Below are 22,278 nucleotides of genomic sequence, written 5' to 3' on the forward strand. Positions count from 1 at the left end.
TGTCATGGATACCTTTTTCTCCTTCTACGTCCTGCCGGCGTTGATCATCCTCTTGAAGTCGGTCGTCCTGATCGTCGTCCTGCTGATCTTCGTCGCCTACATCCTCTACGCCGACCGCAAGATCTGGGCGGCTGTGCAGCTGCGCCGCGGCCCGAACGTCGTCGGCCCGTGGGGCTTGCTGCAGGCCTTCGCCGACCTTCTGAAGTTCGTCTTCAAAGAGCCGATCATCCCGTCGGGCTCCAACAAGGGCGTGTTCCTGCTCGCTCCCGTCGTCTCGGCGGTGCTGGCGATCTCGGCCTGGGCGGTGATCCCGGTCAGCGAAGGCTGGGCGATCGCCAACGTCAATGTCGGCATCCTCTATGTCTTCGCCATCTCCTCGCTCGAGGTCTATGGCGTGATCATGGGGGGCTGGGCCTCGAACTCGAAATATCCGTTCCTCGGCGCGCTGCGTTCGGCGGCCCAGATGGTGTCTTATGAAGTCTCGATCGGCTTCGTCATCGTCTGCGTGCTGCTCACGGTGGGCTCGCTGAACCTGACCGACATCGTGCTGTCGCAGGGCGATGGCATCGGCACGCGCCTCGGCCTGCCGAACACCTTCCTCGACTGGAACTGGCTCGTCCTGTTCCCGATGTTCGTGATCTTCTTCATCTCGGCGCTGGCCGAGACCAACCGTCCGCCCTTCGATCTGGTCGAAGCCGAGTCGGAGCTCGTCGCCGGTCACATGATCGAATATTCGTCGACGCCGTTCCTGCTGTTCTTCCTCGGCGAATACGTTGCCATCGTTCTGATGTGCGCGCTGACGACGATCCTGTTCCTTGGCGGATGGCTGCCGCCGTTCGACTTCGCACCCTTCACCTGGGTTCCCGGCGTGATCTGGTTCGTGCTCAAGGTCTGCATGGTGTTCTTCATGTTCGCCATGGTGAAGTCCTTCGTGCCGCGCTACCGCTACGACCAGCTGATGCGCCTGGGCTGGAAGGTGTTCCTGCCGATCTCTCTGGCGATGGTCGTCATCACCGCCGCCGTCCTCAAGCTTACCGGAGCTGCATGATGTCCGCTCTCGCACAAGCCGCCAAATCGCTGCTGCTGCAGGACTTCGTCGGCGCCTTCTTCCTGTCGATGCGGCAGTTCTTTGCGCCCAAGGCGACGCTGAACTATCCGCATGAAAAGGGGCCGGTCAGCCCGCGCTTCCGTGGCGAACATGCGCTGCGCCGTTATCCCAACGGCGAAGAGCGCTGCATCGCCTGCAAGCTGTGCGAGGCGATCTGCCCGGCGCAGGCCATCACCATCGAGGCCGGTCCGCGCCGCAACGACGGCACCCGCCGCACGGTGCGCTACGACATCGACATGGTGAAGTGCATCTATTGCGGCTTCTGCCAGGAAGCCTGCCCGGTCGACGCCATCGTCGAGGGGCCGAATTTCGAATTCGCGACGGAAACGCGCGAGGAGCTCTACTACGACAAGGACAAGCTGCTTGCGAACGGCGACCGGTGGGAGCGCGAGATCGCGCGCAACATCGCTATGGATTCGCCGTATCGCTGATGCCTGAACAATGGACGGGCCAAGTCGGCTCGTCTAAGGAACGCGCGGCCTGCTTCGGAGGCGGAGCGAGGACGTGAACAGGGCAGGGCGCACAGGCGCGCTGTCCGAAAGGAAACCCGGGGGAACCCATGCTCAACGGACTTGAAGCGGTATTTTTCTACCTCTTCGCCTTCATCGCGGTGGCGTCGGCCTTCATGGTCATTTCGGCGCGCAACCCGGTTCACTCGGTGCTCTACCTGATCCTGACGTTCTTCAACGCGGCGGGCCTGTTCCTTTTGACCGGCGCCGAGTTCCTGGCGATGATCCTGCTCGTCGTTTATGTCGGCGCGGTGGCGGTGCTGTTCCTGTTCGTCGTGATGATGCTCGACGTCGACTTCGCCGAACTGAAGTCGGGCGCGCTGCAATATGCGCCGATCGGTGCGCTCGTCGGCCTGATTCTAGCCGCGGAACTGATCGTCGTCACCGGCGGCTACGCCTTCGCGCCGAAGCTCGCGACAGCCGTTGCGCAGCCGACGCCCGATATCGCGACGCGCCACAACACGGCTGCACTCGGCGACATCCTATACACAGACTACATCTATTTCTTCCAGATCGCCGGCCTCGTGCTTTTGGTCGCCATGATCGGCGCCATCGTCTTGACGCTGCGCCACAAGCCGAACGTCAAGCGCCAGGACATCTCGGCTCAGGTCGCCCGTACCCCGGCGACCGCGATCGAGGTCAAGAAGGTCGAGACAGGCAAGGGAATCTGACCATGGTTGTCGGCATCGCTCATTATCTGACGCTTTCGGCGGTCCTGTTCACGCTCGGCGTGTTCGGTATCTTCCTGAACCGCAAGAACGTCATCGTCATCCTGATGTCGGTCGAGCTGATCCTGCTCGCGGTCAATATCAACTTCTTGGCGTTCTCGGCCCAGCTCGGCGATCTCGTCGGCCAGGTGTTCGCGCTGTTCGTGCTCACGGTTGCCGCCGCCGAAGCGGCGATCGGACTTGCAATCCTCGTCGTCTTCTTCCGCAACCGCGGCTCCATCGCGGTCGAAGACGTGAACATGATGAAGGGCTGATCGGCCAATGATGTACCACTTCATCGTTTTCCTTCCGCTTCTCGGCTTCCTGATCGCCGGCCTGCTCGGCCGTTCGATCGGCGCGAAAGCGTCCGAATATGTCACGTCGGGCTTCCTGGTGATATCGGCGGTCCTGTCCTGGATCGCCTTCGTGACAGTGGCCCTGGGCGACGTCGAAGCCTTCACCGTGCCGGTACTGCGTTTCCTGGACGTCGGCGGACTGCAGGCCGACTGGGCTCTGCGCATCGATACGCTGACCGCCGTCATGCTGGTGGTGGTCAACACGGTGTCGGCGCTGGTCCACATCTACTCGATCGGCTACATGCACCACGATCCGCATCGGCCGCGCTTCTTTGCCTATCTGTCGCTGTTCACCTTCGCCATGCTGATGCTGGTGACGTCTGACAACCTCGTCCAGATGTTTTTTGGCTGGGAAGGGGTGGGCCTTGCGTCCTACCTGCTGATCGGTTTCTGGTACAAGAAGCCGTCGGCGAACGCTGCCGCGATCAAGGCCTTCGTTGTCAACCGCGTCGGCGACTTCGGCTTCCTGCTCGGCATTTTCGGCCTCTACGTCCTGTTCGGCTCGGTCGAATTCAGCACCATCTTTGCCAGCGCTGCCTCCTACCTGCCGGCTGAAGGCGCCGCCGAACACGGTGGCACCGTGCTGAACTTCCTCGGCTACGCGCTGGACAAGTATAGTGCATTGACCATCGTCTGCCTGCTGCTGTTCATGGGCGCCATGGGCAAGTCGGCGCAGGTGCCGCTGCACACCTGGCTGCCCGACGCCATGGAAGGCCCGACGCCTGTGTCGGCACTGATCCACGCGGCGACCATGGTCACCGCCGGTGTGTTCATGCTGGCGCGTCTGTCGCCGGTCTTCGAACTGTCGCACACCGCGCTCACCGTCGTCACCTTCATCGGCGCGATCACGGCGATCTTCGCGGCAACCGTTGGCCTGGTGCAAAACGACATCAAGCGCGTCATCGCCTATTCGACCTGCTCGCAGCTCGGCTACATGTTCGTTGCGCTCGGCATGGGCTTCTACTCGGCGGCGATCTTCCACCTGTTCACGCATGCCTTCTTCAAGGCGCTGCTGTTCCTGGGATCGGGCTCGGTGATCCATGCCGTCTCCGACGAGCAGGACATGCGCAAGATGGGCGGCCTCCGCAAGCTGATCCCGACCACCTACTGGATGATGGTCATCGGCACGCTGGCGCTGACCGGCGTCGGCATCCCGGCGACGATCATCGGCACGGCAGGCTTCTTCTCCAAGGAAGCCATCATCGAAGGCGCATTCGTCGGCCACAATGCGGTCGCGGGCTTCGCTTTCGCCATGCTGGTTATCGCTGCCTGCTTCACCAGCTTCTACTCGTGGCGCCTGATTTTCATGACCTTCCACGGCAAGCCGCGCGCCACCGCCGACGTCATGCACCATGTGCATGAATCGCCGCCGGTCATGTTGGTGCCGCTGTTTGTCCTGGCTGTCGGTGCGCTGTTGGCGGGCGTCGTCTTCCACGACCAGTTTATTGGCGAAGCCTACAACGAGTTCTGGAAGGGCGCGCTGTTCACGCTCGACACCAACCACATCCTGCACGATTTCCACGGCGTGCCGATGTGGGTGAAGCTGGCACCGTTCGCGGCGATGATCGGCGGGTTCGCCATGGCCTACCTATTCTACATCCGGTCGCCGGAGATGCCGAAGGTCCTGGCCGAACGCCATCGCGGGCTCTACGCCTTCCTGCTCAACAAGTGGTACTTCGACGAGTTGTACGACTTCCTGTTCGTGCGCCCGGCCAAGTGGCTCGGCAGCTTCCTCTGGAAGAAGGGCGACGGCTGGTTGATCGACGGCTTCGGTGCCGACGGCATCTCGGCGCGCGTCGTTGACGTTACCAACCGCGTCGTCAAGCTGCAGACCGGTTACCTCTATCACTACGCATTCGCCATGCTGATCGGCGTGGCGGCCCTCGTTACCTGGATGATGCTCGGGAGCTCCTTCTGATGTCTGGCGTTCCCATTCTATCGCTGGTCACCTTTCTGCCGCTGGTCGGCGCGCTCCTGATCCTACTGATCAGGGACGATGGTGACGCTGCGCGCCGCAATATCCGCAACGTCGCGCTTCTGACGACAGTGTTCACCTTCGCGGTGTCGTTGCTGATCTGGATCTATTTCGACAATGCGGAAGCTGGTTTCCAGTTCGTCGAGAAGGCCGCCTGGCTCGACTCCGGCATCTCTTACCACATGGGCGTGGACGGCATTTCGATGCTGTTCGTCATCCTGACGACCTTCCTGATGCCACTGTGCATCCTGGCGAGCTGGGAGTCGGTGGAGAAGCGCGTCAAGGAATACATGATCGCGTTCCTGATCCTGGAAACGCTGATGATTGGCGTGTTCTGCGCACTGGATATCGTGCTGTTCTACGTCTTCTTCGAAGCTGGCCTGATCCCGATGTTCATCATCATCGGTGTCTGGGGCGGCAAGCGTCGCGTCTATGCCAGCTTCAAATTCTTCCTGTTCACACTGCTCGGCTCGGTGCTGATGCTGCTCGCCGTCATGGCGATGTTCTGGCAGGCCGGCACGACCGACATCCCGACGCTGCTGGCCTATGACTTCCCGGCCAACATGCAGACATGGCTGTGGCTGGCGTTCTTTGCCTCGTTTGCGGTGAAGATGCCGATGTGGCCCGTTCATACCTGGCTGCCGGACGCCCACGTCGAGGCGCCGACGGCGGGCTCGGTCATCCTGGCGGGCATCCTGCTGAAGATGGGCGGTTACGGCTTCCTGCGCTTCTCGCTGCCGATGTTCCCGTTGGCGTCCGAATTCTTCGCCCCGCTGGTGTTTGCGATGTCGGCAATCGCCATCGTCTACACCTCGCTGGTGGCGCTGATGCAGGAAGACATCAAGAAGCTGATCGCCTACTCGTCGGTTGCCCACATGGGCTACGTGACCATGGGCATCTTCGCGATGAACGAAGCCGGCGTGCAGGGTGCGATCTTCCAGATGCTCAGCCACGGCCTGGTCTCAGGAGCGCTGTTCCTCTGCGTCGGCGTCGTCTATGACCGCATGCATACCCGCGAGATCGTGGCTTATGGCGGCCTGGTCAACAACATGCCGAAATATGCGGTGGCCTTCCTGATCTTCACCATGGCCAATGTCGGTCTGCCCGGCACTTCCGGCTTCGTCGGCGAGTTTCTGACGCTGTTCGGTGTCTTCCAGGTCAACACCTGGGTGGCGCTGATTGCGGCAACCGGCGTGATCCTGTCGGCGGCCTATGCACTGTGGCTCTACCGCCGCGTCGTGTTCGGCGCGCTGACCAAGGAAAGCCTGAAGGGTCTGTTCGACCTGTCGGGTCGCGAGAAGGTGGTGCTCTATCCGCTGATCATCCTGGTCATCTTCTACGGCGTCTATCCGGCGCCGGTGTTCGACGCCACGACCGCCTCGGTCAAGGCGCTGATCAACAACGTAACCGTATCGATCGACGCCGCGCAGACCGCGGCGGCGAACTGACAGGGGTTTTGCGAACCATGACGCCCGAACTCCTTTCGAGCCTCTCGCTCTCCGCTCCGGAGCTGATCATCGCCCTGGGCGCTCTGGCGCTTCTGATGATCGGCGTGTTCTCCGGCGAGCGCGCCAACTCGACCGTGACCGGTCTGGCCGTAGCCCTGCTGGTGGCGGCTGGCGCCTGGATGCTGGTGTTCGGCCATGACGGCGCGGGCTACGGCACGGCCTTCGTTTCTGATGCCTTCGCGCGCTTCATGAAATTCCTGACGCTGCTCGGTGCCGCGGTAACGCTGATCATGTCGGTTGGTTTCGCCAAGGCCGAGAAGTTCGACAAGTTCGAGTTCCCGGTGCTGGTGCTGCTGGCGACGCTCGGCATGCTCTTAATGATCTCGGCCAACGACATGCTGGCGCTCTATCTCGGCCTCGAGCTGCAGTCGCTGGCGCTCTACGTCATTGCCGCGATCAACCGCGACAACGTGCGATCGACCGAAGCTGGCCTCAAGTACTTCGTCCTCGGCGCGCTGTCGTCGGGCATGCTGCTCTACGGCATCAGCCTCGTCTACGGCTACACCGGTCACACCTCGTTCGAGGCGATTGCCGCGGCCCTGACCGGTGGCGAGCGCCAGCTCGGCCTGGTCTTCGGCCTGGTCTTCGTGCTTGCCGGCCTGTGCTTCAAGATCTCGGCGGTGCCGTTCCACATGTGGACACCCGACGTCTATGAAGGCGCGCCGACGCCGGTCACGGCATTCTTCGCCGCTGCGCCGAAGATGGCGGCGATGGCGCTGATCGTGCGTGTCACCATGGGCGCGTTCGAGCCGATCGGCAACGACTGGCAGCAGATTATCGTCTTTGTCTCGATCGCCTCGATGGCGCTCGGCGCCTTCGCCGCGATCGGCCAGAAGAACATCAAGCGCCTGATGGCCTATTCGTCGATCGGCCACATGGGCTACGCGCTTGTCGGCCTTGCCGCCAACAGTGAAGCCGGCGTGCGCGGCGTGGTCATCTACATGCTGATCTACCTGGTGATGACGCTCGGCACCTTCGCCTTCATCCTCGCCATGCGGCGCAAGGACGGCAATGTCGAGCAGATCTCAGATCTCGCAGGCCTTTCGTCGACCAATCCTGTCATGGCGACGATCCTGACCATCCTGATGTTCTCGCTGGCCGGCATCCCGCCGCTCGCGGGCTTCTGGGGGAAGTGGTACGTCTTCCTCGCCGCGATCAACGCCAATCTCTACGCGCTGGCGGTCATCGGCGTGCTGGCTTCGGTGGTCGGTGCGTTCTACTATCTGCGCATCATCAAGATCATGTGGTTCGATGAGCCGGTTGGCGGTTTCCAGCCGATGGCGGGCGAGCTTCGGCTCGTGCTCGGCTTGTCGGGTGCGTTCGTGCTGTTCTACGTGGTGATCGGCGGCCCGATCGGGCAGATGGCGGAAGCTGCTGCCAAGACCTTCTTCTGACGGTATGGGGTTCCAGCTCGCACCGACAGCAACTGCCGACGGTTTCCGCCTCGAAGCCCATGACGCCGTGGGCTCGACCAACGCACTGGCGCTGGAACGGGCGATGGCCGGCGACCCTGGAAAACTCTGGGTCGTTTCGAAGAAACAGGAAAGCGGGCGTGGCCGACGTGGCCGCGCTTGGGCGACGCCGGAAGGCAATCTCGCAGCGACCCTGCTCAAGGTTCTCGACCACGACCTGCAATATGCGGCGACGCTTGGCTTCGTCGCCGGATTGGCGCTTGCCGATGCACTCGACGCAGTTGCGCCGAATGCGCGCTTTTCGGTCGGCGTCGACGGCGGCAGCGGGCAGGGCGTCAAGCGTTTCGAGCTGAAATGGCCGAACGACGTCTTGGCTTCCGGCGCCAAGCTTGCCGGCATCCTGCTTGAATCGACATTGCTCGGGCAAGGCAGGCTGGCGATCGCCATAGGCATCGGCGTCAATGTCGTGGCGCATCCGACCGATGTGCCTTATCCCGCGACCTCGCTCGCCAGCCTGGGGGCTGGCGTCGATGCCGAGACCCTGTTCCTGGCGCTTTCCGATGCCTGGAGCGAGAACGAACGCATCTGGGCCGGCGGCAGGGGACTGGCGGCGATCCGCAAGCGCTGGCTTGCACGCGCGGCCGGCCTCGGCAGCGAAGTCGCCGTGCGGATCGAGGGAAATGTGGTGCGCGGCGTCTTCGAGACCATCGACGAGGATTGCCGCTTCGTGATCCGTGACACTAAAGGTGAGACGGTAAAGATCGCCGCCGGCGACGTGCATTTCGGCGCGGTTGCTTCGGCCGGCGCGGCCTGACAGGCCTGAAAGGATTTCTGGTATGGCTAAAGCGGAAAAAGCCGAGCTCGTATTCGTGCCGCTGGGCGGTGTCGGCGAGATCGGCATGAACTTCGCTCTCTATGGCTTCGGCCCGGCGAACAAGCGTGAATGGATCATCATCGACGTCGGCGTGACGTTCCCCGATGCGACGCTGCCCGGCGTCGACCTTGTGCTGCCCGACACGCGCTTCATCGAGGAGCAGCTGGAAAACCTCCGCGGCATCATCATCACGCATGCGCATGAAGACCATTATGGTGCGCTGCACGACACCTGGCCGAAGCTGAAGGCACCTGTGTGGATGACGCCGTTCGCCGCCGGCCTGCTGGAAGCCAAGCGCCAGTCGGAGCAGGGTGCGCCGAAGATCCCGGTGACTGTCTACCGTGCCGGCGAAACATTCACCGTCGGTCCGTTCGAGATCGAGGCGATCGCTGTCAGCCATTCGATCCCGGAGCCCGTGTCGCTGGCGATCACCTCGCCGGCCGGCACCGTGATCCATACCGGCGACTGGAAGATCGATCCCGCGCCGGAAATCGGCCCGATGACCGACGAGGCCCGCTTCCGCGCTTATGGCGACAAGGGCGTGCTGGCACTCGTCTGCGATTCGACCAATGCGCTGCGCGAGGGCGACTCGCCGTCCGAGCAGCAGGTCGGGCAGGGGCTGCGCAAGGTCATTGAGGAAGCCAAGGGCCGTGTCGCGGTCACGACCTTCTCGTCCAATGTCGGTCGCATCCGCTCGATCGCGGAAGCCGCGCGCGATGCCGGTCGACAGGTTCTCGTCATGGGCCGTTCGCTCAAGCGCGTCATCGACGTGTCGAGCGAACTCGGCTACATGGACGGACTGCCCGAGTTCGTATCCGAAGAGGATTACGGCTATATTCCGCGCGAAAATCTCGTCGTCATCTGTACCGGCAGCCAGGGCGAGCCGCGCGCAGCACTCGCCAAGCTCGCGCGTGACGAGATGAAGTCGGTGGCGCTTTCGCCCGGCGACACCGTGGTGTTCTCCTCGCGCACCATTCCCGGCAACGAGAAGGCGATCCTCGAGATCAAGAACCTGCTCATCGACCAAGGCATCAAGATCATCGAGGACGGTGACGCGCTGGTCCACGTCTCCGGCCATCCACGCCGCTCGGAACTCAAGCGCATGTATGAGTGGGTTCGCCCGCGCATCGGCGTGCCGGTGCATGGCGAGGCCGCCCACCTTGTCGGCCAGGGCTCGTTGATGTCGCTGTCGGGCATTCCCGAGGTGGCGCAGATCCGCGACGGCGACATGCTGAGGCTGTGGCCGGGAGCTGCCGAGATCATCGACCAGGTGCCGTTCGGCCGCGTCTACAAGGATGGCAAGCTGATCGGTTCCGACGAGGCAATGGGCATTCGCGACCGGCGCAAGCTGTCGTTTGCCGGCCATGTTGCAGTCAACGTCGTGCTCGACGACAAGTACGAGCTCGCCGGCGACCCGGATCTGGTGGCGATCGGCGTCGCCGAAACCGATGCTGTCGGTGAAGATCTCGAGGAGTTGATGCTCGATGCGGCAATCGGCGCCGTGGACTCGATACCCCGCGCGCGGCGAAAAGACCTCGACCTGGTGCAGGAAGCCGTGCGTCGCGCTGTGCGCGGTGCCGCCAACGAAGCCTGGGGCAAGAAACCGCTGGTGACGGTGTTCGTCACGAGGTGAGCGGACAGGGAGTGGGGAATAGGCAACAGACGGCTGTTGTGGCCGTTTCGTCCTGTTCTGCGCTCACTGGTAGCCATTCGCTGGGATTTGGAACCATGCTTGGACGTCTCAACCACGTCGCGATCGCCGTGCCCGACCTCACAGCGGCAAGTGCTGTCTATCGCGATACGCTCGGCGCCAATGTCGGCGCGCCGCAGGCGCTGCCGGAGCATGGCGTGACCGTGGTCTTCATCGACGTCGGCAACACCAAGATCGAGCTGCTCGAGCCGCTGGGTGAGGGGTCGCCGATTGCGGCGTTCCTGGCCAAAAGCCCGTCGGGCGGCATGCACCATGTCTGCTACGAGGTTGACGACATCCTGGCCGCGCGCGACCATCTCAAGGCGACGGGCGCTCGGGTGCTCGGCGACGGCAATCCGAAGATTGGGGCGCACGGCAAGCCGGTGCTGTTTCTCCACCCCAAGGATTTCCAGGGCACGCTGGTAGAACTGGAGCAGGTATGACCTGGGTATCACTCGCAGCGATGTATTTTGTCTTCTGGTGGCTGACCTTGTTCGCCATCCTGCCTTTTGGCCTGAAGACCCAGGACGACGACCGTGACGTGACGCTCGGCACGGAGGCAAGTGCGCCGCGCGGACCGCATATGCTGCGCGCTATGCTGTGGACGACGGTGGTGACCGCTGTGGTGATCGGGGCGTTCTATTTCGTCACCAAGGGGCTGGGCTACAGCTTCGACGATTTCCCGCAGTTCATTCCCGAGATCAATTGACGCATTCCTAGGGGAGGGGAACGCAGTTAGTGTTGCTTCTCAGCGAAGCAGCATAAGCTGATGATTGCCCAAAAAAAATGCAAGGCACGAAGCCTTGCAATTTAAACGCGTCCGATCTGCTTTCCGTTGCCGGCGGCAGCGAGTTATCGCGCCTAGATCGCATCCTCCCAAGACTTTGACCGCGTAGGAGAGCGGATTTTTTCTCCGCCCTCTCGGTTATCGGGGCACATTAGACCAAGCCGAAATGAATTGTCACGCGGAATTTTGCTTCCTGGCGGGCAATCCTGTGCTGCGTTGCACAATTGATTGGCAAGTGCCCTCGATCAACCACAAAGCGCATTGTGACGCTGCGTCGAAACGGCATGCGCGGGTTTTCATTCCGCCTTGAAATGGCTATGAAGCCCGTTCAAGCAAGCCTCCTTGTCATGCCGATTCCGGCATCACCGATTTCATGGAACATTCGATGCGTCTGTCGCGCTATTTCCTGCCCATCCTGAAAGAGAATCCCCGCGAGGCGGAGATCGTTTCGCACCGGTTGATGTTGCGCGCGGGCATGATCAGGCAGCAGGGCCAGGGCAGCTTCTCCTGGTTGCCGCTGGGCAAGCGTGTGCTCGACAAGATCTGCCGCATCGTGCGCGAGGAGCAGGACCGGGCAGGGGCGCTGGAAATCCTGATGCCAACCATCCAGTCGGCCGAGCTGTGGCGCGAAAGCGGCCGCTATGACGACTACGGCAAGGAGATGCTGCGCATCAAGGATCGCAACGAACGCGACATGCTGTTCGGCCCGACCAATGAAGAGATGGTCACGGAAATCTTCCGGTCCTACGTCAAGTCCTACAAGGATCTGCCGCTCAACCTGTACCACATACAGTGGAAGTTCCGCGACGAGATGCGTCCGCGCTTCGGCGTCATGCGTTCGCGCGAGTTCCTGATGAAGGACGCTTACTCGTTCGACCTCGACTACGAAGGCGCGAAAGCTGCCTACAACCGCATGTTCGTTTCCTACCTGCGCACCTTCACCCGGATGGGCCTGCAGGCGATCCCGATGCGCGCCGACACCGGCCCGATCGGCGGCGATCTCAGCCACGAATTCATCATCCTGGCCGAGACGGGCGAAAGCCAGGTGTTCTGCCACCGCGACTACCTTGCTTTACCTGTGCCGGGCGCTGCGACCGATTTCGCCAATGACGGCGAGATCGACGGCATCGTCAAGCAGTGGACGACGCCTTATGCGGCAACCGAAGAGATGCATGACGAGGCCGCCTGGGCGGCGGTGCCCGCGGCCGACAAGGTATCGGCGCGCGGCATCGAGGTCGGCCACATCTTTCACTTCGGCGAGAAATATTCCAAGCCCATGGGCGCCAAGGTCATGGGCCCCGACGGCAAGGAGCATTTCGTGTCGATGGGCTCCTACGGCATCGGCCCGAGCCGCCTGATCGCAGCGATCATCGAGGCAAGCCACGACGAGAACGGCATCATCTGGCCGGAGGCCGTGGCGCCGTTCGACATCGGCCTGATCAACATGAAGGTCGGCGACGCCGACTGCGACCGCATCTGCGACGAGCTCTACAAGGCGTTCGAAGCGGCCGGCAAGGACGTGCTCTATGACGATACCGACCAGCGCGCGGGCGGCAAGTTCGCGACCGCCGATCTGATCGGCCTGCCCTGGCAGGTCATCGTCGGCCCGCGTGGTGCGGCTGCCGGCGAGGTCGAGATCAAGAACCGCAAGTCCGGCGAGCGCCTGACGCTGCCGGTGGCCGAGGCGCTGGCCAAGCTGGGCGCCAACGCATGAACCAGGCGGTGGCGGCGAAACCGGCAGGGGCTGGGCCTTTCTCGGTGTTCGAACGCATGGTGGCATGGCGCTACCTGCGTTCGAAGCGCAAGGAGACGGTGATTTCCGTCATCGCTTCGATCTCTTTCCTCGGCATCATGCTGGGTGTCGCCACGCTGATCGTGGTGATGGCGGTGATGAACGGCTTTCGCGCCGAGCTGCTGACCCGCATCCTTGGCGTCAACGGCCATCTTGTCGTAACCGCGACCGACACGCCGCTCGAGGATTATGCAGCGGTCGCTGACCGCATCAATGGCGTGGCGGGCGTGAAATACGCGATCCCGCTGGTCGAGGGCCAGGTGCTCGCCCAGGGCAATGTCGGCGCCGGTTCCGGCGCACTGGTGCGTGGCATCAGGGGCGACGACTTGGGCAAGGTGACCTTGGTCGCCAACAACATCAGGCAGGGTTCGATCGTTGGCTTCGACCAGGGCGAGGGCGTGGTGATCGGCAAGCGCATGGCCGAGAACATGGGGCTGGTGCTGGGCGATTCCATCCGGCTGATTTCGCCCGACGGCGACGTGACACCGATGGGAACGACGCCGAGAGCCAAGGCTTATCCGATCACCGGCATCTTCGAAGTCGGAATGTCGGAATATGACAGCTCGATCGTGTTCATGCCGCTCAACGAGGCGCAGCTCTACTTCAACTCCGAAGGCAAGGTCGGCTCGATCGAGATTTATGTCGACAATCCCGACAATGTCGACGCGCTGAAACCCAAGGTCGAGGAAGCGGCGCAACGGCCGATCTTCCTCACCGACTGGCGCGAGCGCAACCAGACCTTCTTTTCGGCGCTGCAGGTCGAGCGCAACGTCATGTTCATGATCCTGACGCTGATCGTGCTGGTGGCGGCGCTCAACATCATTTCCGGCCTGATCATGCTGGTGAAGGACAAGGGCCACGACATCGCCATCCTGCGCACGATGGGGGCGACACGCGGCGCGGTGATGCGAATCTTCCTGATGACGGGAGCTGCCATCGGCATGACCGGCACGCTCGCCGGCGTGCTGCTCGGCGTCGTCATCTGCCTCAATGTCGAGCGCATCAGGCAGTTCTTCTCCTGGCTGTCGGGCACCGTGCTGTTCAACCCCGAGCTCTATTTCCTCAGCCAGCTGCCGGCCAAGATGGACATGAGCGAGACCATCTCTGTTGTGCTGATGGCACTGGTGCTGTCGTTCCTGGCGACGCTGTTTCCGGCATGGCGGGCGGCAACGCTCGATCCGGTCGAAGCCCTGAGGTATGAATGATGGGCATCGAGCATGTCATCGAGCTCAAGGGCGTCGAGCGCCACTATGAGCAGGGTTCGCGCAAGCTGACGATCCTCAACAATGCCAGCTTCGCGCTGAAGCCCGGCGAGATGGTGGCGCTGGTGGCGCCTTCGGGTGCCGGCAAGTCGACGCTGCTGCACACGGCGGGGCTGCTCGAGCGGCCCGACGCCGGCGACGTCATCCTGAATGGGCGTGCCTGCGGGCGACTGTCGGACGATGAGCGTACCGCCATCCGTCGCAACGACGTCGGCTTCGTCTATCAGTTCCATCACCTGCTGCCCGAATTCTCCGCGCAGGAGAATGTGATGATGCCGCAACTGGTGAAGGGCCTGTCGCGCAAAGAAGCGGCCGAGCGTGCCGGTATGCTGCTCGACTACATGAAGATCGGCAAGCGGGCGCAGCATAGGCCGTCGGAGCTGTCAGGCGGCGAACAGCAGCGCGTGGCGATTGCACGCGCGGTGGCCAATGCGCCGCTGGTGCTTTTGGCCGACGAGCCGACCGGCAATCTCGACCCGGTGACGGCGGGTTATGTCTTCGACGCGCTTTCAGCACTTGTGCGGCAGTCGGGCTTGGCGGCTCTGATCGCCACCCACAACCACGAGCTTGCAGGACGCATGGATCGTCGCGTTACGCTTTCCGAAGGCAAGATCGTGCCCTTGTAGGGCTGCCTTTCTTCCGTCCACGGTGTCTCCAGAAGCGAGCTGCTGCCCGCTTCGCATCTCGTGCGGTCCGTTACCGCTGGTGGTCCGCGGCCTTCTCACAAGGCAGGCTAACGCGGCCGCATGCTCTGCGGTTGCCTCGCGCCCGCGAGTTTCCATTCCGCCACGAAATGGCTATGAAGCCTGTGCACTGAAGCTGTGCGCCGATTCCGGCGCAACGTTCCTCATTTTGCGGACCAGCCCATGCGTTTGTCGTGCAGTTTCCTGCCCCGGCAGGTCATCGTCGGACCGCGTCGTGTTGCCGCCGGCGAGGTCGAAATCAACCGCAAGTGCGACACGCGCGAAACGGTGCGACTGGCCAGCACCCTCCAGCGCCTGGGCGTTGCCGCATGAGCCAGACAAGCGCAGCCAAGCCGGCAGGCGCCGGACCTTTTTCGACTTTCGAGCGCATGGTGGCGTGGCGCTATCTGCGCTCGCGTCGCAACGAAACGATGGTATCGGTGATCGCCTCGATCTCTTTCCTTGGCATCATGCTGGGTGTCGCCACGCTGATTGTCGTGATGGCGGTGTTGAACGGTTTTCGAGCGGAGCTGCTTTCGCGGATTCTTGGCATCAACGGCCATCTCATCGTCACGCCGGTCGATTTGCCGCTGGAGGACTATGCCGAGCTTGCCAGGCGGATCAATGGTGTCCCAGGCGTCAAATACGCCATTCCACTGGTCGAAGGTCAGGTGCTGGCACGGGGCAATGTCGGCGCCGGTTCCGGCGCGCTGGTGCGCGGCATCCGCGGAGAGGATCTCGGCAAGATCACGCTGGTTGCCAATAACATCAAACAGGGGGCCATCGCCGGTTTCGATACGGCCGGCGGCGTCGCAATCGGCAGCCGAATGGCTAGGAATCACGGCCTGGCGCTGGGCGACATCATTACGGTGATCGCGCCTGACGGCGATGGCAGTCAGCTTGGCACGACGCCACGCCTGCAAGGCTATGCGGTCACGGCGATCTTCGAAGTCGGCATGTCGGAATACGACGCCTCGATCATCTACATGCCGTTGTCTGAAGCGCAGACGTACTTCAACTCTGAAGGCAAGGCGCAGAGCCTCGAGGTCTATCTCGACGATCCCGACAATGTTGACGGGATCAGGTCCAAGGTGGAGGAGGCAGTACAGCGGCCGATCTTCCTGACCGACTGGCGCGAGCGCAACCAGACCTTCTTTTCGGCTCTGCAGGTCCAGCGCAACGTCATGTTCATGATCCTGACGCTGATCGTGCTGGTGGCGGCGCTGAACATCATTTCCGGCCTGATCATGCTGGTGAAGGACAAGGGCCACGACATCGCCATCCTGCGCACGATGGGGGCGACACGCGGTGCGGTGATGCGCATCTTCCTGATGACGGGAGCTGCCATCGGCATGACCGGCACGCTCGCCGGCGTGCTGCTCGGCGTGTTCATCTGCCTCAATGTCGAGCGCATCAGGCAGTTCTTTTCCTGGCTGTCGGGTACCGTGCTGTTCAACCCCGAGCTCTATTTCCTCAGCCAGCTGCCGGCCAAGATGGATGTCGGCGAGACCATCTCTGTTGTGCTGATGGCACTGGTGCTGTCGTTCCTGGCGACGTTGGTTCCGGCATGGCGGGCGGCCGCGCTCGATCCGGTCGAAGCCCTGAGGTATGAATGATGGGCATCGAGCATGTCATCGAGCTCAAGGGAGTCGAGCGCCACTGACGCTTGCCGAAGACGCCCGGCGCTTGAGCCGGACGAATCTGTTCTCAACCGCTGTCCCTATCGCCTGATGATGCCGTCGCCTGTTCGTTAACGGGCGAAGGTCTCGGTTCGCCTGGATAAACCCTTCATTTACTGTCGAATCGGTTGCGGCGAGTGGCTGCTGCCGGATGCAATGGCTCGCGTTGACATTTGAACAAAAATAGAACAAATTACGAACATATTAAAAACAGGAGCAACAGATGACCGAGCTGGTACAGGATGTCATTTCGATGGTCTGCATGAGCACCTTCCTTGTCACCATGGCTGTGTGGATCGGCGCACTCTGATTGGAGTGCCTGTTGGGCAGCACTCGCTGGATCCCAACCTGAAACAGGGCACCGGGTTAACTCGATGCCGACACCGTGCGGGCTGAAATCGCCAAGACGGAAAAGACTGAGCCAGCGCCGCCTGGCGCAAAATGAGTTGAATCAAGCGCGGATCTCAGCTGCCGCGCGGGAAGGCGGCCTCAGGCCGTCTTCCGGACAGCGGTCGCGGTGGTTTCGGCCGGCCCGAATATCTCTTCGAAGGCAGTTTTAAGCGCGACATCCAGGTCATCAATGGTCACCGGTAGGCCAAGGTCGACGAGGCTGGTAACGCCGTGGTCGGTGACGCCGCACGGCACGATGCCGGAAAAATGGGCGAGCTCCGGTTCGACGTTGATGGCGATGCCGTGGAAACTGACCCAGCGGCGAAGACGGATGCCGATGGCTGCGATCTTGTCTTCCGCCGGCGAGCCGTCAGGCAGGGCCGGGCGGTCGGGCCGCACCACCCAGACGCCGACGCGGTCCTCGCGCCGTTCGCCCTTCACGTTGAAGGCGGCAAGCGCCGAAATGATCCAGGCTTCGAGTGCCGCAACGAAGGCGCGGACGTCCTCGCGCCTCCGCTTGAGGTCGAGCATGACATAGGCCACGCGTTGGCCGGGCCCATGATAGGTGTATTCGCCACCTCGCCCGGTCTTGAAGACGGGAAACCGGTCGGGCTCGACAAGGTCCTGTTCCTGGGCGCTGGTGCCGGCGGTGTAAACAGGCGGGTGCTCGACAAGCCAGACCATCTCGCCTGATGTGCCCTGGCGAATCGCATCTGCGCGCTGTTCCATGAAGGCGAGCGCCTGATCGTAGGGCGTCAGGCCTGGTTCGATTCGCCATTCGACCGGTGCTGAACCGGGAAGGGCAAGAAACGACGTGGCGATCAGGCTGCGTTCGGTCATTCTGGGGGTCCGTTCGTCGACCTGATATGGCGGCTTGGGGATAAAACGTCCAGTGGTCAGGCTTAGAAAGCCGGCTATCGCAGCCTCCGTCATGCGGCTTCCCTTGGGGTATGCAAGAATGATGGACGAATATCGCACAGGGCGCTTGTTTCCCTGGAAACGATTTGCTACATGCCGCGAGCCGGTTCGGACCGGCCCTTCGTGACAGTGCGGTCGTGGCGGAATTGGTAGACGCGCAGCGTTGAGGTCGCTGTGGGGCAACCCGTGGAAGTTCGAGTCTTCTCGACCGCACCAGTCACTCCTAAGCGGAAATATCCGCTTCACCGGCCAGACGTGCCGGCAGGCTGAAAAGCCGGAGACTCCTCAATCATCAAACACGTGCAGGATGTTGACGGCCGTTTTTAAGGTTCCGTCTGAACTGCTGCAGCCAGCTCGGCCATCCACAAGCCTCCGTCATCATGATGTGGCGGCGCGTAGGCGCGCCCCTGCGGAATCGTTTCGAAGCGGGCGCCTGTTTCGTCGGCAAGATAGTCGTAGCCGATCGGCTGGTCGCGAAGCTGCGGATCGAGGTGATTGTAAAGATCGCGGCGCGCCGTACGCCTGACCGGCGCAATCATCTTGAGATGATAGAGGTTCAGGTCGCAGTGCCGCTCGAGATAGCGGCCGTCGCGCGGATACCAGCATGCATGCATGCCACGGTCGGGCAGTTCGGCTGCATCAAAGGCGGGGAAGAGGCGGTAGCGGACCTTCTGGCCCCAGATGCCGTCGATGCGATAGGCGTCTGGCTCGTAGAGTTCGCGCAGGTTGAAGCCCCAGGCCGTCGGCTTGCGCGGATACAGCAGCCTGCGAATGGCGGTCGCAGCGCCGATCTCGAATCGCTCGTCCGGATCCATGGCAAGAATCCAGTCGGCGCCGGCGGCCCGCGCAGCGCCGATGAGGGTGCGCTGGCGCTCGAACTCGCTGCTGACAATCCCGGTGGAGGCGCGGTCGTCCAGCGCGACCCAGCCGTCGACGATCGGATCGATGTTGGTCAGCAGGTCGGGCACCAGATGGGCGTCGTAGCGGTAGCTGAAAACGGCAAGTACCGTCTGCCGGCGGCGGAAAAAATCGCGCCAACGGCGTCGGCGCTGTGGCTTGGCCGTAACGGTGATCATGGCCGCAGCCCGTGCCGGCTCAGGGGAGCGATGACAGATTTGTCCCTGCTGTCGGCCGCCATCAAAGCGCCGGCGGCCTTGGCGAGCAGGCTGAGCCGCAGGATGGGCATGGCCCGCAGCGTCTGGATCAGTTCGTCGCCGGAGAGCCCCGCCATGGCCAGTTGGCGGGCGGGGCGGTGCTGGCGCAGCACATCGCGGGCGATCTTGCGCAAGGATTTACCGGACAGCCGGTGCATTTCACGGCCGTAGTTGGTACCGCGCTGATACTGGTCGATCAGCAAGCGCAAGATCCTCGTTTCGTTGAGGTGGACCGTTCTTATGTCGCCATCCCAGGCCGGCTTGAGTTCGGCGGGCAGGCGCAACAGGAATTCGCTGTCCTCGCCGGTCGCCATCGTCTCGTCATAGAGGCCATGACGCGCAAACAGGCCGCGCTCGAAGGAGGCGCCATAGCGAATCGCCTGTTCCTCCGGCAATCCGGGCAGGCGGCGCATGAACAGGCTGAGATGGGCGGCGCAGGCGACCAGATTTTGCGGCTTGCTGTTGATCACAGCACTGGCGACGACAGGCGCGCCGGCCTTATGTCGTGCAAGGCGGCGCTCGACCCAGCCGGGTGCGGCGCGGCAATCATCGGCGAGGAAGGCGACGTAGGGCGCCCTGGTTCGTTCGATGCCGCGGTTTCTGGCGGCACCAACATAAAGGCGCTCCTTGAATTCGACGAAAGCGACGTCGAGGCCGTGGCGGCGGAGCAGGGCGCCGATGTCACCGCCGCCGGAATTGACGACGAGAATGTCGGTCGCCACCGACTGTTCGCGCAACGAGCGGACGGCGCCGACGATTTCCGCCGGGGCCCGGTAGCCAATGACGATGGTGGCAAGTTCAGGGGCAGGTGCTGGTTGTGACGACATTCAGTGCGCGCATGTTATCCACGGTACACTGCGATCGTCCCTTCGCAATACAGGGACGATAACACACATTCCGTCGCGCTCAAGTAGTGGTCTCTGTCTTAAGGGCCGACGCCATGCGAACAGGGCGTGGCGTCGGCGGTTACGTGCGCCGCATCGCCGCCGGCCAGGCAGCGATGCCCAGGGATGGTGGAGCCGGGCAAGCTCGCGAGCTGAAGCAGCGTGCCGGGGCGGCTCTGCGCGCTTGAGACCTGGCAGAGCCGGCTTTCGTCAGCGCCCGCGCCAGGCGAGCAGGCGCATTGCGTTTGCGGTGACCAGCACGGTCGCGCCTGTGTCGGCCAGGATCGCCGGCCACAGGCCGGTGATGCCCATGATCGTCGTCACCAGGAAGACCGCCTTGAGGCCGAGCGCGATGGTGATGTTCTGGGCGATGTTGCCCATCACCGTCCTGGACAGTGCGATCATGTCGGGGATGTCGCTGACGCGGCCATGCAGGATCGCGGCGTCGGCCGTTTCGAGCGCGACATCTGTGCCGCCGCCCATGGCGACGCCGAAGTCGGCCGCGGCCAAAGCAGGGGCGTCGTTGATGCCGTCACCGACCTTGGCGACAACCTGGCCCTGCTTCTGCAGTTCGCGCACGATGCGCTGCTTGTCGTCTGGCATCAACTCGGCGCGGACGTTGATGCCGATTCCCTTGCCGATGGCTTTGGCAGTGGCCTCGTTGTCGCCGGTCAGCATAACTGTGGCGATGCCATCGTCCTTGAGCCGGGCGAGAGCGGCGATGGCATCGGCGCGCGGCTCGTCGCGCATGGCGAGAATGCCCGCGACCCTGCCGTCGACGAGCAGCACCGAGACTGTCTTGCCGTCGGCATTGAAGGCGGCGATCCGCGCCTTTTGTTCGGCTGACAGCCCGGCCATTTCTTCGGCAGCACCAGGTGAGGCGAGGAAAACCTCCTCGCCGCCGACCTTGGCTGTCACGCCCTTGCCGGCGATGGCCTTGGCGGCATTGGCCGGTGGTATTGGCACGCCATCGGCGTTGGCGCGCCCGAGGATGGCCAGCGCCAGCGGATGGCTGGAGCCTGTTTCCAATGCGGCGGCGCGCGACAGGACATTGGCCTCGGAGAGGCCGATGCCGATGATGTCGGTGACTTTCGGCTTGCCTTCGGTCAGCGTGCCGGTCTTGTCGAGCGCGACCGTGGTGACGCGGCGCATGCCCTCGAGCACGGCGCCGCCCTTGAGCAGCAGGCCGCGGCGGGCGCCGGCGGACAGGCCGGCGGCGATCGCGGCAGGCGTCGAGATGACCAGCGCGCAGGGACAGCCGATCAGCAGGATGGCGAGGCCCTTGTAGACCCACTCCGACCAGTCGCCGCCGGCAACCAAAGGCGGCAGGATGGCGACCAGCGCGCCGACGACGAGGACCGCAGGGGTGTAATAGCGCGAGAAGCTGTCGATGAAGCGCTCGGTCGGCGCCTTGCTCTCCTGCGCTTCCTCGACCAGCTTGATGACGCGGGCAATGGTGTTGTCGGCGGCAGCTGCGGTAACGCGGACCCGGAGCACTGCATCGGTGTTGATCGTGCCGGCAAAGACGTCGTCGCCTGCACTCTTCGACTTGGGCACGCTCTCGCCGGTGACAGGGGCTTCGTCGAGTGTGCTCGATCCTTCGACGATTGTGCCGTCGGCGGCAACGCGGTCGCCCGGCCGGACCAGCATGATCGCGCCGACCTGAAGCGTGTCGGCGGCAACTTCGTGCGTTGTGCCACCTTCCTCGACCAGGGCGGTCTTGGGGACGAGGTCGGCAAGGCCGCGAATGCTGGCGCGTGCGCGGCGGGCGGCGACGCCTTCGAGCAATTCGCCGATGAGGAACAGCAGGACGACCATCGTTGCTTCTTCGGTCGCGCCGATGAACACCGCGCCGACGGCGGCGATGGTCATCAAGGTCTCGATGGAGAACGGCGTGCCCGATATGGCACCGGCATAAGCGCGGCGGGCGACCGGCACCAGGCCGACCGCAAGTGCTGACAGAAAAGCCCAATGCCCGATCTGCGGCAAGAGCTGGCCGATGGCGTAGGCGGCGACAAGTGCTGCACCGCAGGTGATGGTGAGCTTGGCCTTGCGCGATGTCCACCACGGGCCGTCGTCGAGGTCGAAATGATCGTGGCCGGCCCCGGCAACATTTGCCGCCGCCGCGCCATGGTCGTGTCCGGAATGGTCGCCATGATCGTGGCCGGAATGGTCGTGACCTGCATGGTCATGGCCGGCGTGGTCGTCATGGCTGCGGTTGCGGCCGACGTGGTCGTGGCTGCAGTTCGGGCCGTGCTCATGGACATGAGCCGTCGGTGCCGCGGTCCTGGCTGCGCCCACTTCGGCAACCGAGTAGCCAAGCGCCTTCGCCTGTTTCGAGATGGCGGCGGAGGGGACGGGGCCCTGATGGGTGACGATCATGGTGCCGGCCGACACCGAAATGCCGACCTCGGTGATGCCGGGCAGGCGGCTGACCGCGTTTTCGATCTTGGTTGCGCAAGAGGCGCAATCCATGCCGCCGACGCGGAAGCGTGTCTTGCCCTGGCTGGCGTCGTTCATTTCAGGTCCTTTCAATCCTATATGAAGCGATGCTAGAATCTCTAGCCACTAGAGGATCAAGAGGATTTTT

General features: G+C 63.0%; 21 protein-coding genes and 1 tRNA gene. 18 read left to right on the forward strand and 4 right to left on the reverse strand.

Annotation, left to right across the window (positions count from 1 at the left end):
* The first annotated feature begins 4 nt into the window (after positions 1–4).
* From nuoH to N7E70_RS13920, 16 genes are all read left to right on the forward strand, one after another.
* Positions 5–1,048 carry an NADH-quinone oxidoreductase subunit NuoH gene (gene nuoH, locus N7E70_RS13845; protein ID WP_067960748.1) on the forward strand — a complete coding sequence of 348 codons (1,044 nt, stop codon included), beginning with the start codon at positions 5–7 and terminating at the stop codon, positions 1,046–1,048.
* The gene (nuoI, locus tag N7E70_RS13850; protein WP_055970601.1) at positions 1,048–1,539 is read left to right on the forward strand and encodes an NADH-quinone oxidoreductase subunit NuoI; all 492 of its coding nucleotides are present in this window, start codon (positions 1,048–1,050) and stop codon (positions 1,537–1,539) included. The genes nuoH and nuoI overlap by 1 nt, the downstream gene beginning before the upstream one ends.
* Positions 1,540–1,667: 128 nt before the next feature.
* The gene (locus tag N7E70_RS13855; RefSeq protein WP_067960751.1) at positions 1,668–2,288 is read left to right on the forward strand and encodes an NADH-quinone oxidoreductase subunit J; all 621 of its coding nucleotides are present in this window, start codon (positions 1,668–1,670) and stop codon (positions 2,286–2,288) included.
* Positions 2,289–2,290: 2 nt separating this feature from the next.
* The gene (gene nuoK, locus N7E70_RS13860; protein ID WP_263006684.1) at positions 2,291–2,599 is read left to right on the forward strand and encodes an NADH-quinone oxidoreductase subunit NuoK; all 309 of its coding nucleotides are present in this window, start codon (positions 2,291–2,293) and stop codon (positions 2,597–2,599) included.
* A gap of 10 nt (positions 2,600–2,609) precedes the next feature.
* Complete coding sequence (nuoL, locus tag N7E70_RS13865) at positions 2,610–4,598, forward strand: NADH-quinone oxidoreductase subunit L (RefSeq protein ID WP_263006717.1); 1,989 nt, start codon at positions 2,610–2,612, stop codon at positions 4,596–4,598.
* Positions 4,598–6,103: an NADH-quinone oxidoreductase subunit M gene (locus N7E70_RS13870; RefSeq protein ID WP_263006685.1), complete on the forward strand. Its 1,506-nt coding sequence runs from the start codon at positions 4,598–4,600 to the stop codon at positions 6,101–6,103. Before nuoL ends, N7E70_RS13870 begins: the two co-directional genes overlap by 1 nt.
* A gap of 17 nt (positions 6,104–6,120) precedes the next feature.
* Entirely contained in the window at positions 6,121–7,557 is a 1,437-nt protein-coding gene (nuoN, locus tag N7E70_RS13875; RefSeq protein ID WP_263006686.1) for an NADH-quinone oxidoreductase subunit NuoN, read from the forward strand.
* 4 nt (positions 7,558–7,561) lie between these two features.
* Positions 7,562–8,389 carry a biotin--[acetyl-CoA-carboxylase] ligase gene (locus tag N7E70_RS13880; RefSeq protein WP_192315669.1) on the forward strand — a complete coding sequence of 276 codons (828 nt, stop codon included), beginning with the start codon at positions 7,562–7,564 and terminating at the stop codon, positions 8,387–8,389.
* Positions 8,390–8,411: 22 nt separating this feature from the next.
* Entirely contained in the window at positions 8,412–10,082 is a 1,671-nt protein-coding gene (locus N7E70_RS13885) for a ribonuclease J (RefSeq protein ID WP_263006687.1), read from the forward strand.
* A 95-nt stretch (positions 10,083–10,177) separates the two neighbouring features.
* A complete protein-coding gene (mce, locus tag N7E70_RS13890; RefSeq protein WP_263006688.1) occupies positions 10,178–10,582 on the forward strand; it encodes a methylmalonyl-CoA epimerase in 405 nt (134 codons plus the stop codon).
* Positions 10,579–10,848, forward strand: coding sequence for a DUF1467 family protein (locus N7E70_RS13895; RefSeq protein WP_067960771.1), 270 nt, complete (start codon positions 10,579–10,581; stop codon positions 10,846–10,848). The genes mce and N7E70_RS13895 overlap by 4 nt, the downstream gene beginning before the upstream one ends.
* A 463-nt stretch (positions 10,849–11,311) precedes the next feature.
* Entirely contained in the window at positions 11,312–12,640 is a 1,329-nt protein-coding gene (proS, locus tag N7E70_RS13900; protein ID WP_263006689.1) for a proline--tRNA ligase, read from the forward strand.
* Entirely contained in the window at positions 12,637–13,923 is a 1,287-nt protein-coding gene (locus tag N7E70_RS13905; protein ID WP_067960776.1) for a lipoprotein-releasing ABC transporter permease subunit, read from the forward strand. The genes proS and N7E70_RS13905 overlap by 4 nt, the downstream gene beginning before the upstream one ends.
* Positions 13,923–14,606 carry an ABC transporter ATP-binding protein gene (locus tag N7E70_RS13910; RefSeq protein ID WP_067960781.1) on the forward strand — a complete coding sequence of 228 codons (684 nt, stop codon included), beginning with the start codon at positions 13,923–13,925 and terminating at the stop codon, positions 14,604–14,606. The genes N7E70_RS13905 and N7E70_RS13910 overlap by 1 nt, the downstream gene beginning before the upstream one ends.
* 240 nt (positions 14,607–14,846) lie before the next feature.
* Positions 14,847–14,996, forward strand: coding sequence for a hypothetical protein (locus tag N7E70_RS13915; protein ID WP_263006690.1), 150 nt, complete (start codon positions 14,847–14,849; stop codon positions 14,994–14,996).
* Positions 14,993–16,279, forward strand: a complete 1,287-nt coding sequence (locus tag N7E70_RS13920; protein ID WP_263006691.1) for a lipoprotein-releasing ABC transporter permease subunit — start codon at positions 14,993–14,995, stop codon at positions 16,277–16,279. The genes N7E70_RS13915 and N7E70_RS13920 overlap by 4 nt, the downstream gene beginning before the upstream one ends.
* 552 nt (positions 16,280–16,831) lie before the next feature.
* On the opposite strand, the gene lipB is transcribed toward N7E70_RS13920, so the two are convergent.
* Positions 16,832–17,572, reverse strand: coding sequence for a lipoyl(octanoyl) transferase LipB (gene lipB / locus N7E70_RS13925; RefSeq protein WP_263006692.1), 741 nt, complete (start codon positions 17,570–17,572; stop codon positions 16,832–16,834).
* 209 nt (positions 17,573–17,781) lie between these two features.
* Here lipB and N7E70_RS13930 point away from each other — a divergent pair.
* A tRNA-Leu gene (locus tag N7E70_RS13930) sits at positions 17,782–17,866 on the forward strand.
* Between the two features lie 107 nt (positions 17,867–17,973).
* Here the strand turns inward: N7E70_RS13930 and N7E70_RS13935 are convergent.
* Both N7E70_RS13935 and N7E70_RS13940 read right to left on the reverse strand, forming a co-directional pair.
* On the reverse strand, positions 17,974–18,726 hold the full coding sequence (locus N7E70_RS13935) for a hypothetical protein (protein WP_263006693.1): 753 nt from the start codon (positions 18,724–18,726) through the stop codon (positions 17,974–17,976).
* Positions 18,723–19,631 carry a glycosyltransferase family 2 protein gene (locus tag N7E70_RS13940; RefSeq protein ID WP_263006694.1) on the reverse strand — a complete coding sequence of 303 codons (909 nt, stop codon included), beginning with the start codon at positions 19,629–19,631 and terminating at the stop codon, positions 18,723–18,725. The genes N7E70_RS13935 and N7E70_RS13940 overlap by 4 nt, the downstream gene beginning before the upstream one ends.
* A 113-nt stretch (positions 19,632–19,744) precedes the next feature.
* On the opposite strand from N7E70_RS13940, the gene N7E70_RS13945 reads away from it, so the two are divergent.
* On the forward strand, positions 19,745–19,876 hold the full coding sequence (locus N7E70_RS13945) for a hypothetical protein (RefSeq protein WP_263006695.1): 132 nt from the start codon (positions 19,745–19,747) through the stop codon (positions 19,874–19,876).
* Between the two features lie 22 nt (positions 19,877–19,898).
* Here N7E70_RS13945 and N7E70_RS13950 read toward each other — a convergent pair whose 3' ends face one another.
* Entirely contained in the window at positions 19,899–22,208 is a 2,310-nt protein-coding gene (locus tag N7E70_RS13950) for a heavy metal translocating P-type ATPase (RefSeq protein ID WP_263006696.1), read from the reverse strand.
* Positions 22,209–22,278: the final 70 nt, after the last annotated feature.

Source organism: Aminobacter sp. NyZ550 (assembly GCF_025628925.2).
GTDB lineage: Bacteria > Pseudomonadota > Alphaproteobacteria > Rhizobiales > Rhizobiaceae > Aminobacter > Aminobacter ciceronei.

What these genes read in the sequence shown, in the direction of transcription:
- nuoH (WP_067960748.1), top strand. Translation starts at nt 5, where the DNA reads ATGGATACCTTTTTCTCCTTCTACGTCCTGCCGGCGTTGATCATCCTC.
- nuoI (WP_055970601.1), top strand. Translation starts at nt 1,048, where the DNA reads ATGTCCGCTCTCGCACAAGCCGCCAAATCGCTGCTGCTGCAGGACTTC.
- N7E70_RS13855 (WP_067960751.1), top strand. Translation starts at nt 1,668, where the DNA reads ATGCTCAACGGACTTGAAGCGGTATTTTTCTACCTCTTCGCCTTCATC.
- nuoK (WP_263006684.1), top strand. Translation starts at nt 2,291, where the DNA reads ATGGTTGTCGGCATCGCTCATTATCTGACGCTTTCGGCGGTCCTGTTC.
- nuoL (WP_263006717.1), top strand. Translation starts at nt 2,610, where the DNA reads ATGTACCACTTCATCGTTTTCCTTCCGCTTCTCGGCTTCCTGATCGCC.
- N7E70_RS13870 (WP_263006685.1), top strand. Translation starts at nt 4,598, where the DNA reads ATGTCTGGCGTTCCCATTCTATCGCTGGTCACCTTTCTGCCGCTGGTC.
- nuoN (WP_263006686.1), top strand. Translation starts at nt 6,121, where the DNA reads ATGACGCCCGAACTCCTTTCGAGCCTCTCGCTCTCCGCTCCGGAGCTG.
- N7E70_RS13880 (WP_192315669.1), top strand. Translation starts at nt 7,562, where the DNA reads ATGGGGTTCCAGCTCGCACCGACAGCAACTGCCGACGGTTTCCGCCTC.
- N7E70_RS13885 (WP_263006687.1), top strand. Translation starts at nt 8,412, where the DNA reads ATGGCTAAAGCGGAAAAAGCCGAGCTCGTATTCGTGCCGCTGGGCGGT.
- mce (WP_263006688.1), top strand. Translation starts at nt 10,178, where the DNA reads ATGCTTGGACGTCTCAACCACGTCGCGATCGCCGTGCCCGACCTCACA.
- N7E70_RS13895 (WP_067960771.1), top strand. Translation starts at nt 10,579, where the DNA reads ATGACCTGGGTATCACTCGCAGCGATGTATTTTGTCTTCTGGTGGCTG.
- proS (WP_263006689.1), top strand. Translation starts at nt 11,312, where the DNA reads ATGCGTCTGTCGCGCTATTTCCTGCCCATCCTGAAAGAGAATCCCCGC.
- N7E70_RS13905 (WP_067960776.1), top strand. Translation starts at nt 12,637, where the DNA reads ATGAACCAGGCGGTGGCGGCGAAACCGGCAGGGGCTGGGCCTTTCTCG.
- N7E70_RS13910 (WP_067960781.1), top strand. Translation starts at nt 13,923, where the DNA reads ATGGGCATCGAGCATGTCATCGAGCTCAAGGGCGTCGAGCGCCACTAT.
- N7E70_RS13915 (WP_263006690.1), top strand. Translation starts at nt 14,847, where the DNA reads ATGCGTTTGTCGTGCAGTTTCCTGCCCCGGCAGGTCATCGTCGGACCG.
- N7E70_RS13920 (WP_263006691.1), top strand. Translation starts at nt 14,993, where the DNA reads ATGAGCCAGACAAGCGCAGCCAAGCCGGCAGGCGCCGGACCTTTTTCG.
- lipB (WP_263006692.1), bottom strand. Translation starts at nt 17,572, where the DNA reads ATGACCGAACGCAGCCTGATCGCCACGTCGTTTCTTGCCCTTCCCGGT.
- N7E70_RS13935 (WP_263006693.1), bottom strand. Translation starts at nt 18,726, where the DNA reads ATGATCACCGTTACGGCCAAGCCACAGCGCCGACGCCGTTGGCGCGAT.
- N7E70_RS13940 (WP_263006694.1), bottom strand. Translation starts at nt 19,631, where the DNA reads ATGTCGTCACAACCAGCACCTGCCCCTGAACTTGCCACCATCGTCATT.
- N7E70_RS13945 (WP_263006695.1), top strand. Translation starts at nt 19,745, where the DNA reads ATGCGAACAGGGCGTGGCGTCGGCGGTTACGTGCGCCGCATCGCCGCC.
- N7E70_RS13950 (WP_263006696.1), bottom strand. Translation starts at nt 22,208, where the DNA reads ATGAACGACGCCAGCCAGGGCAAGACACGCTTCCGCGTCGGCGGCATG.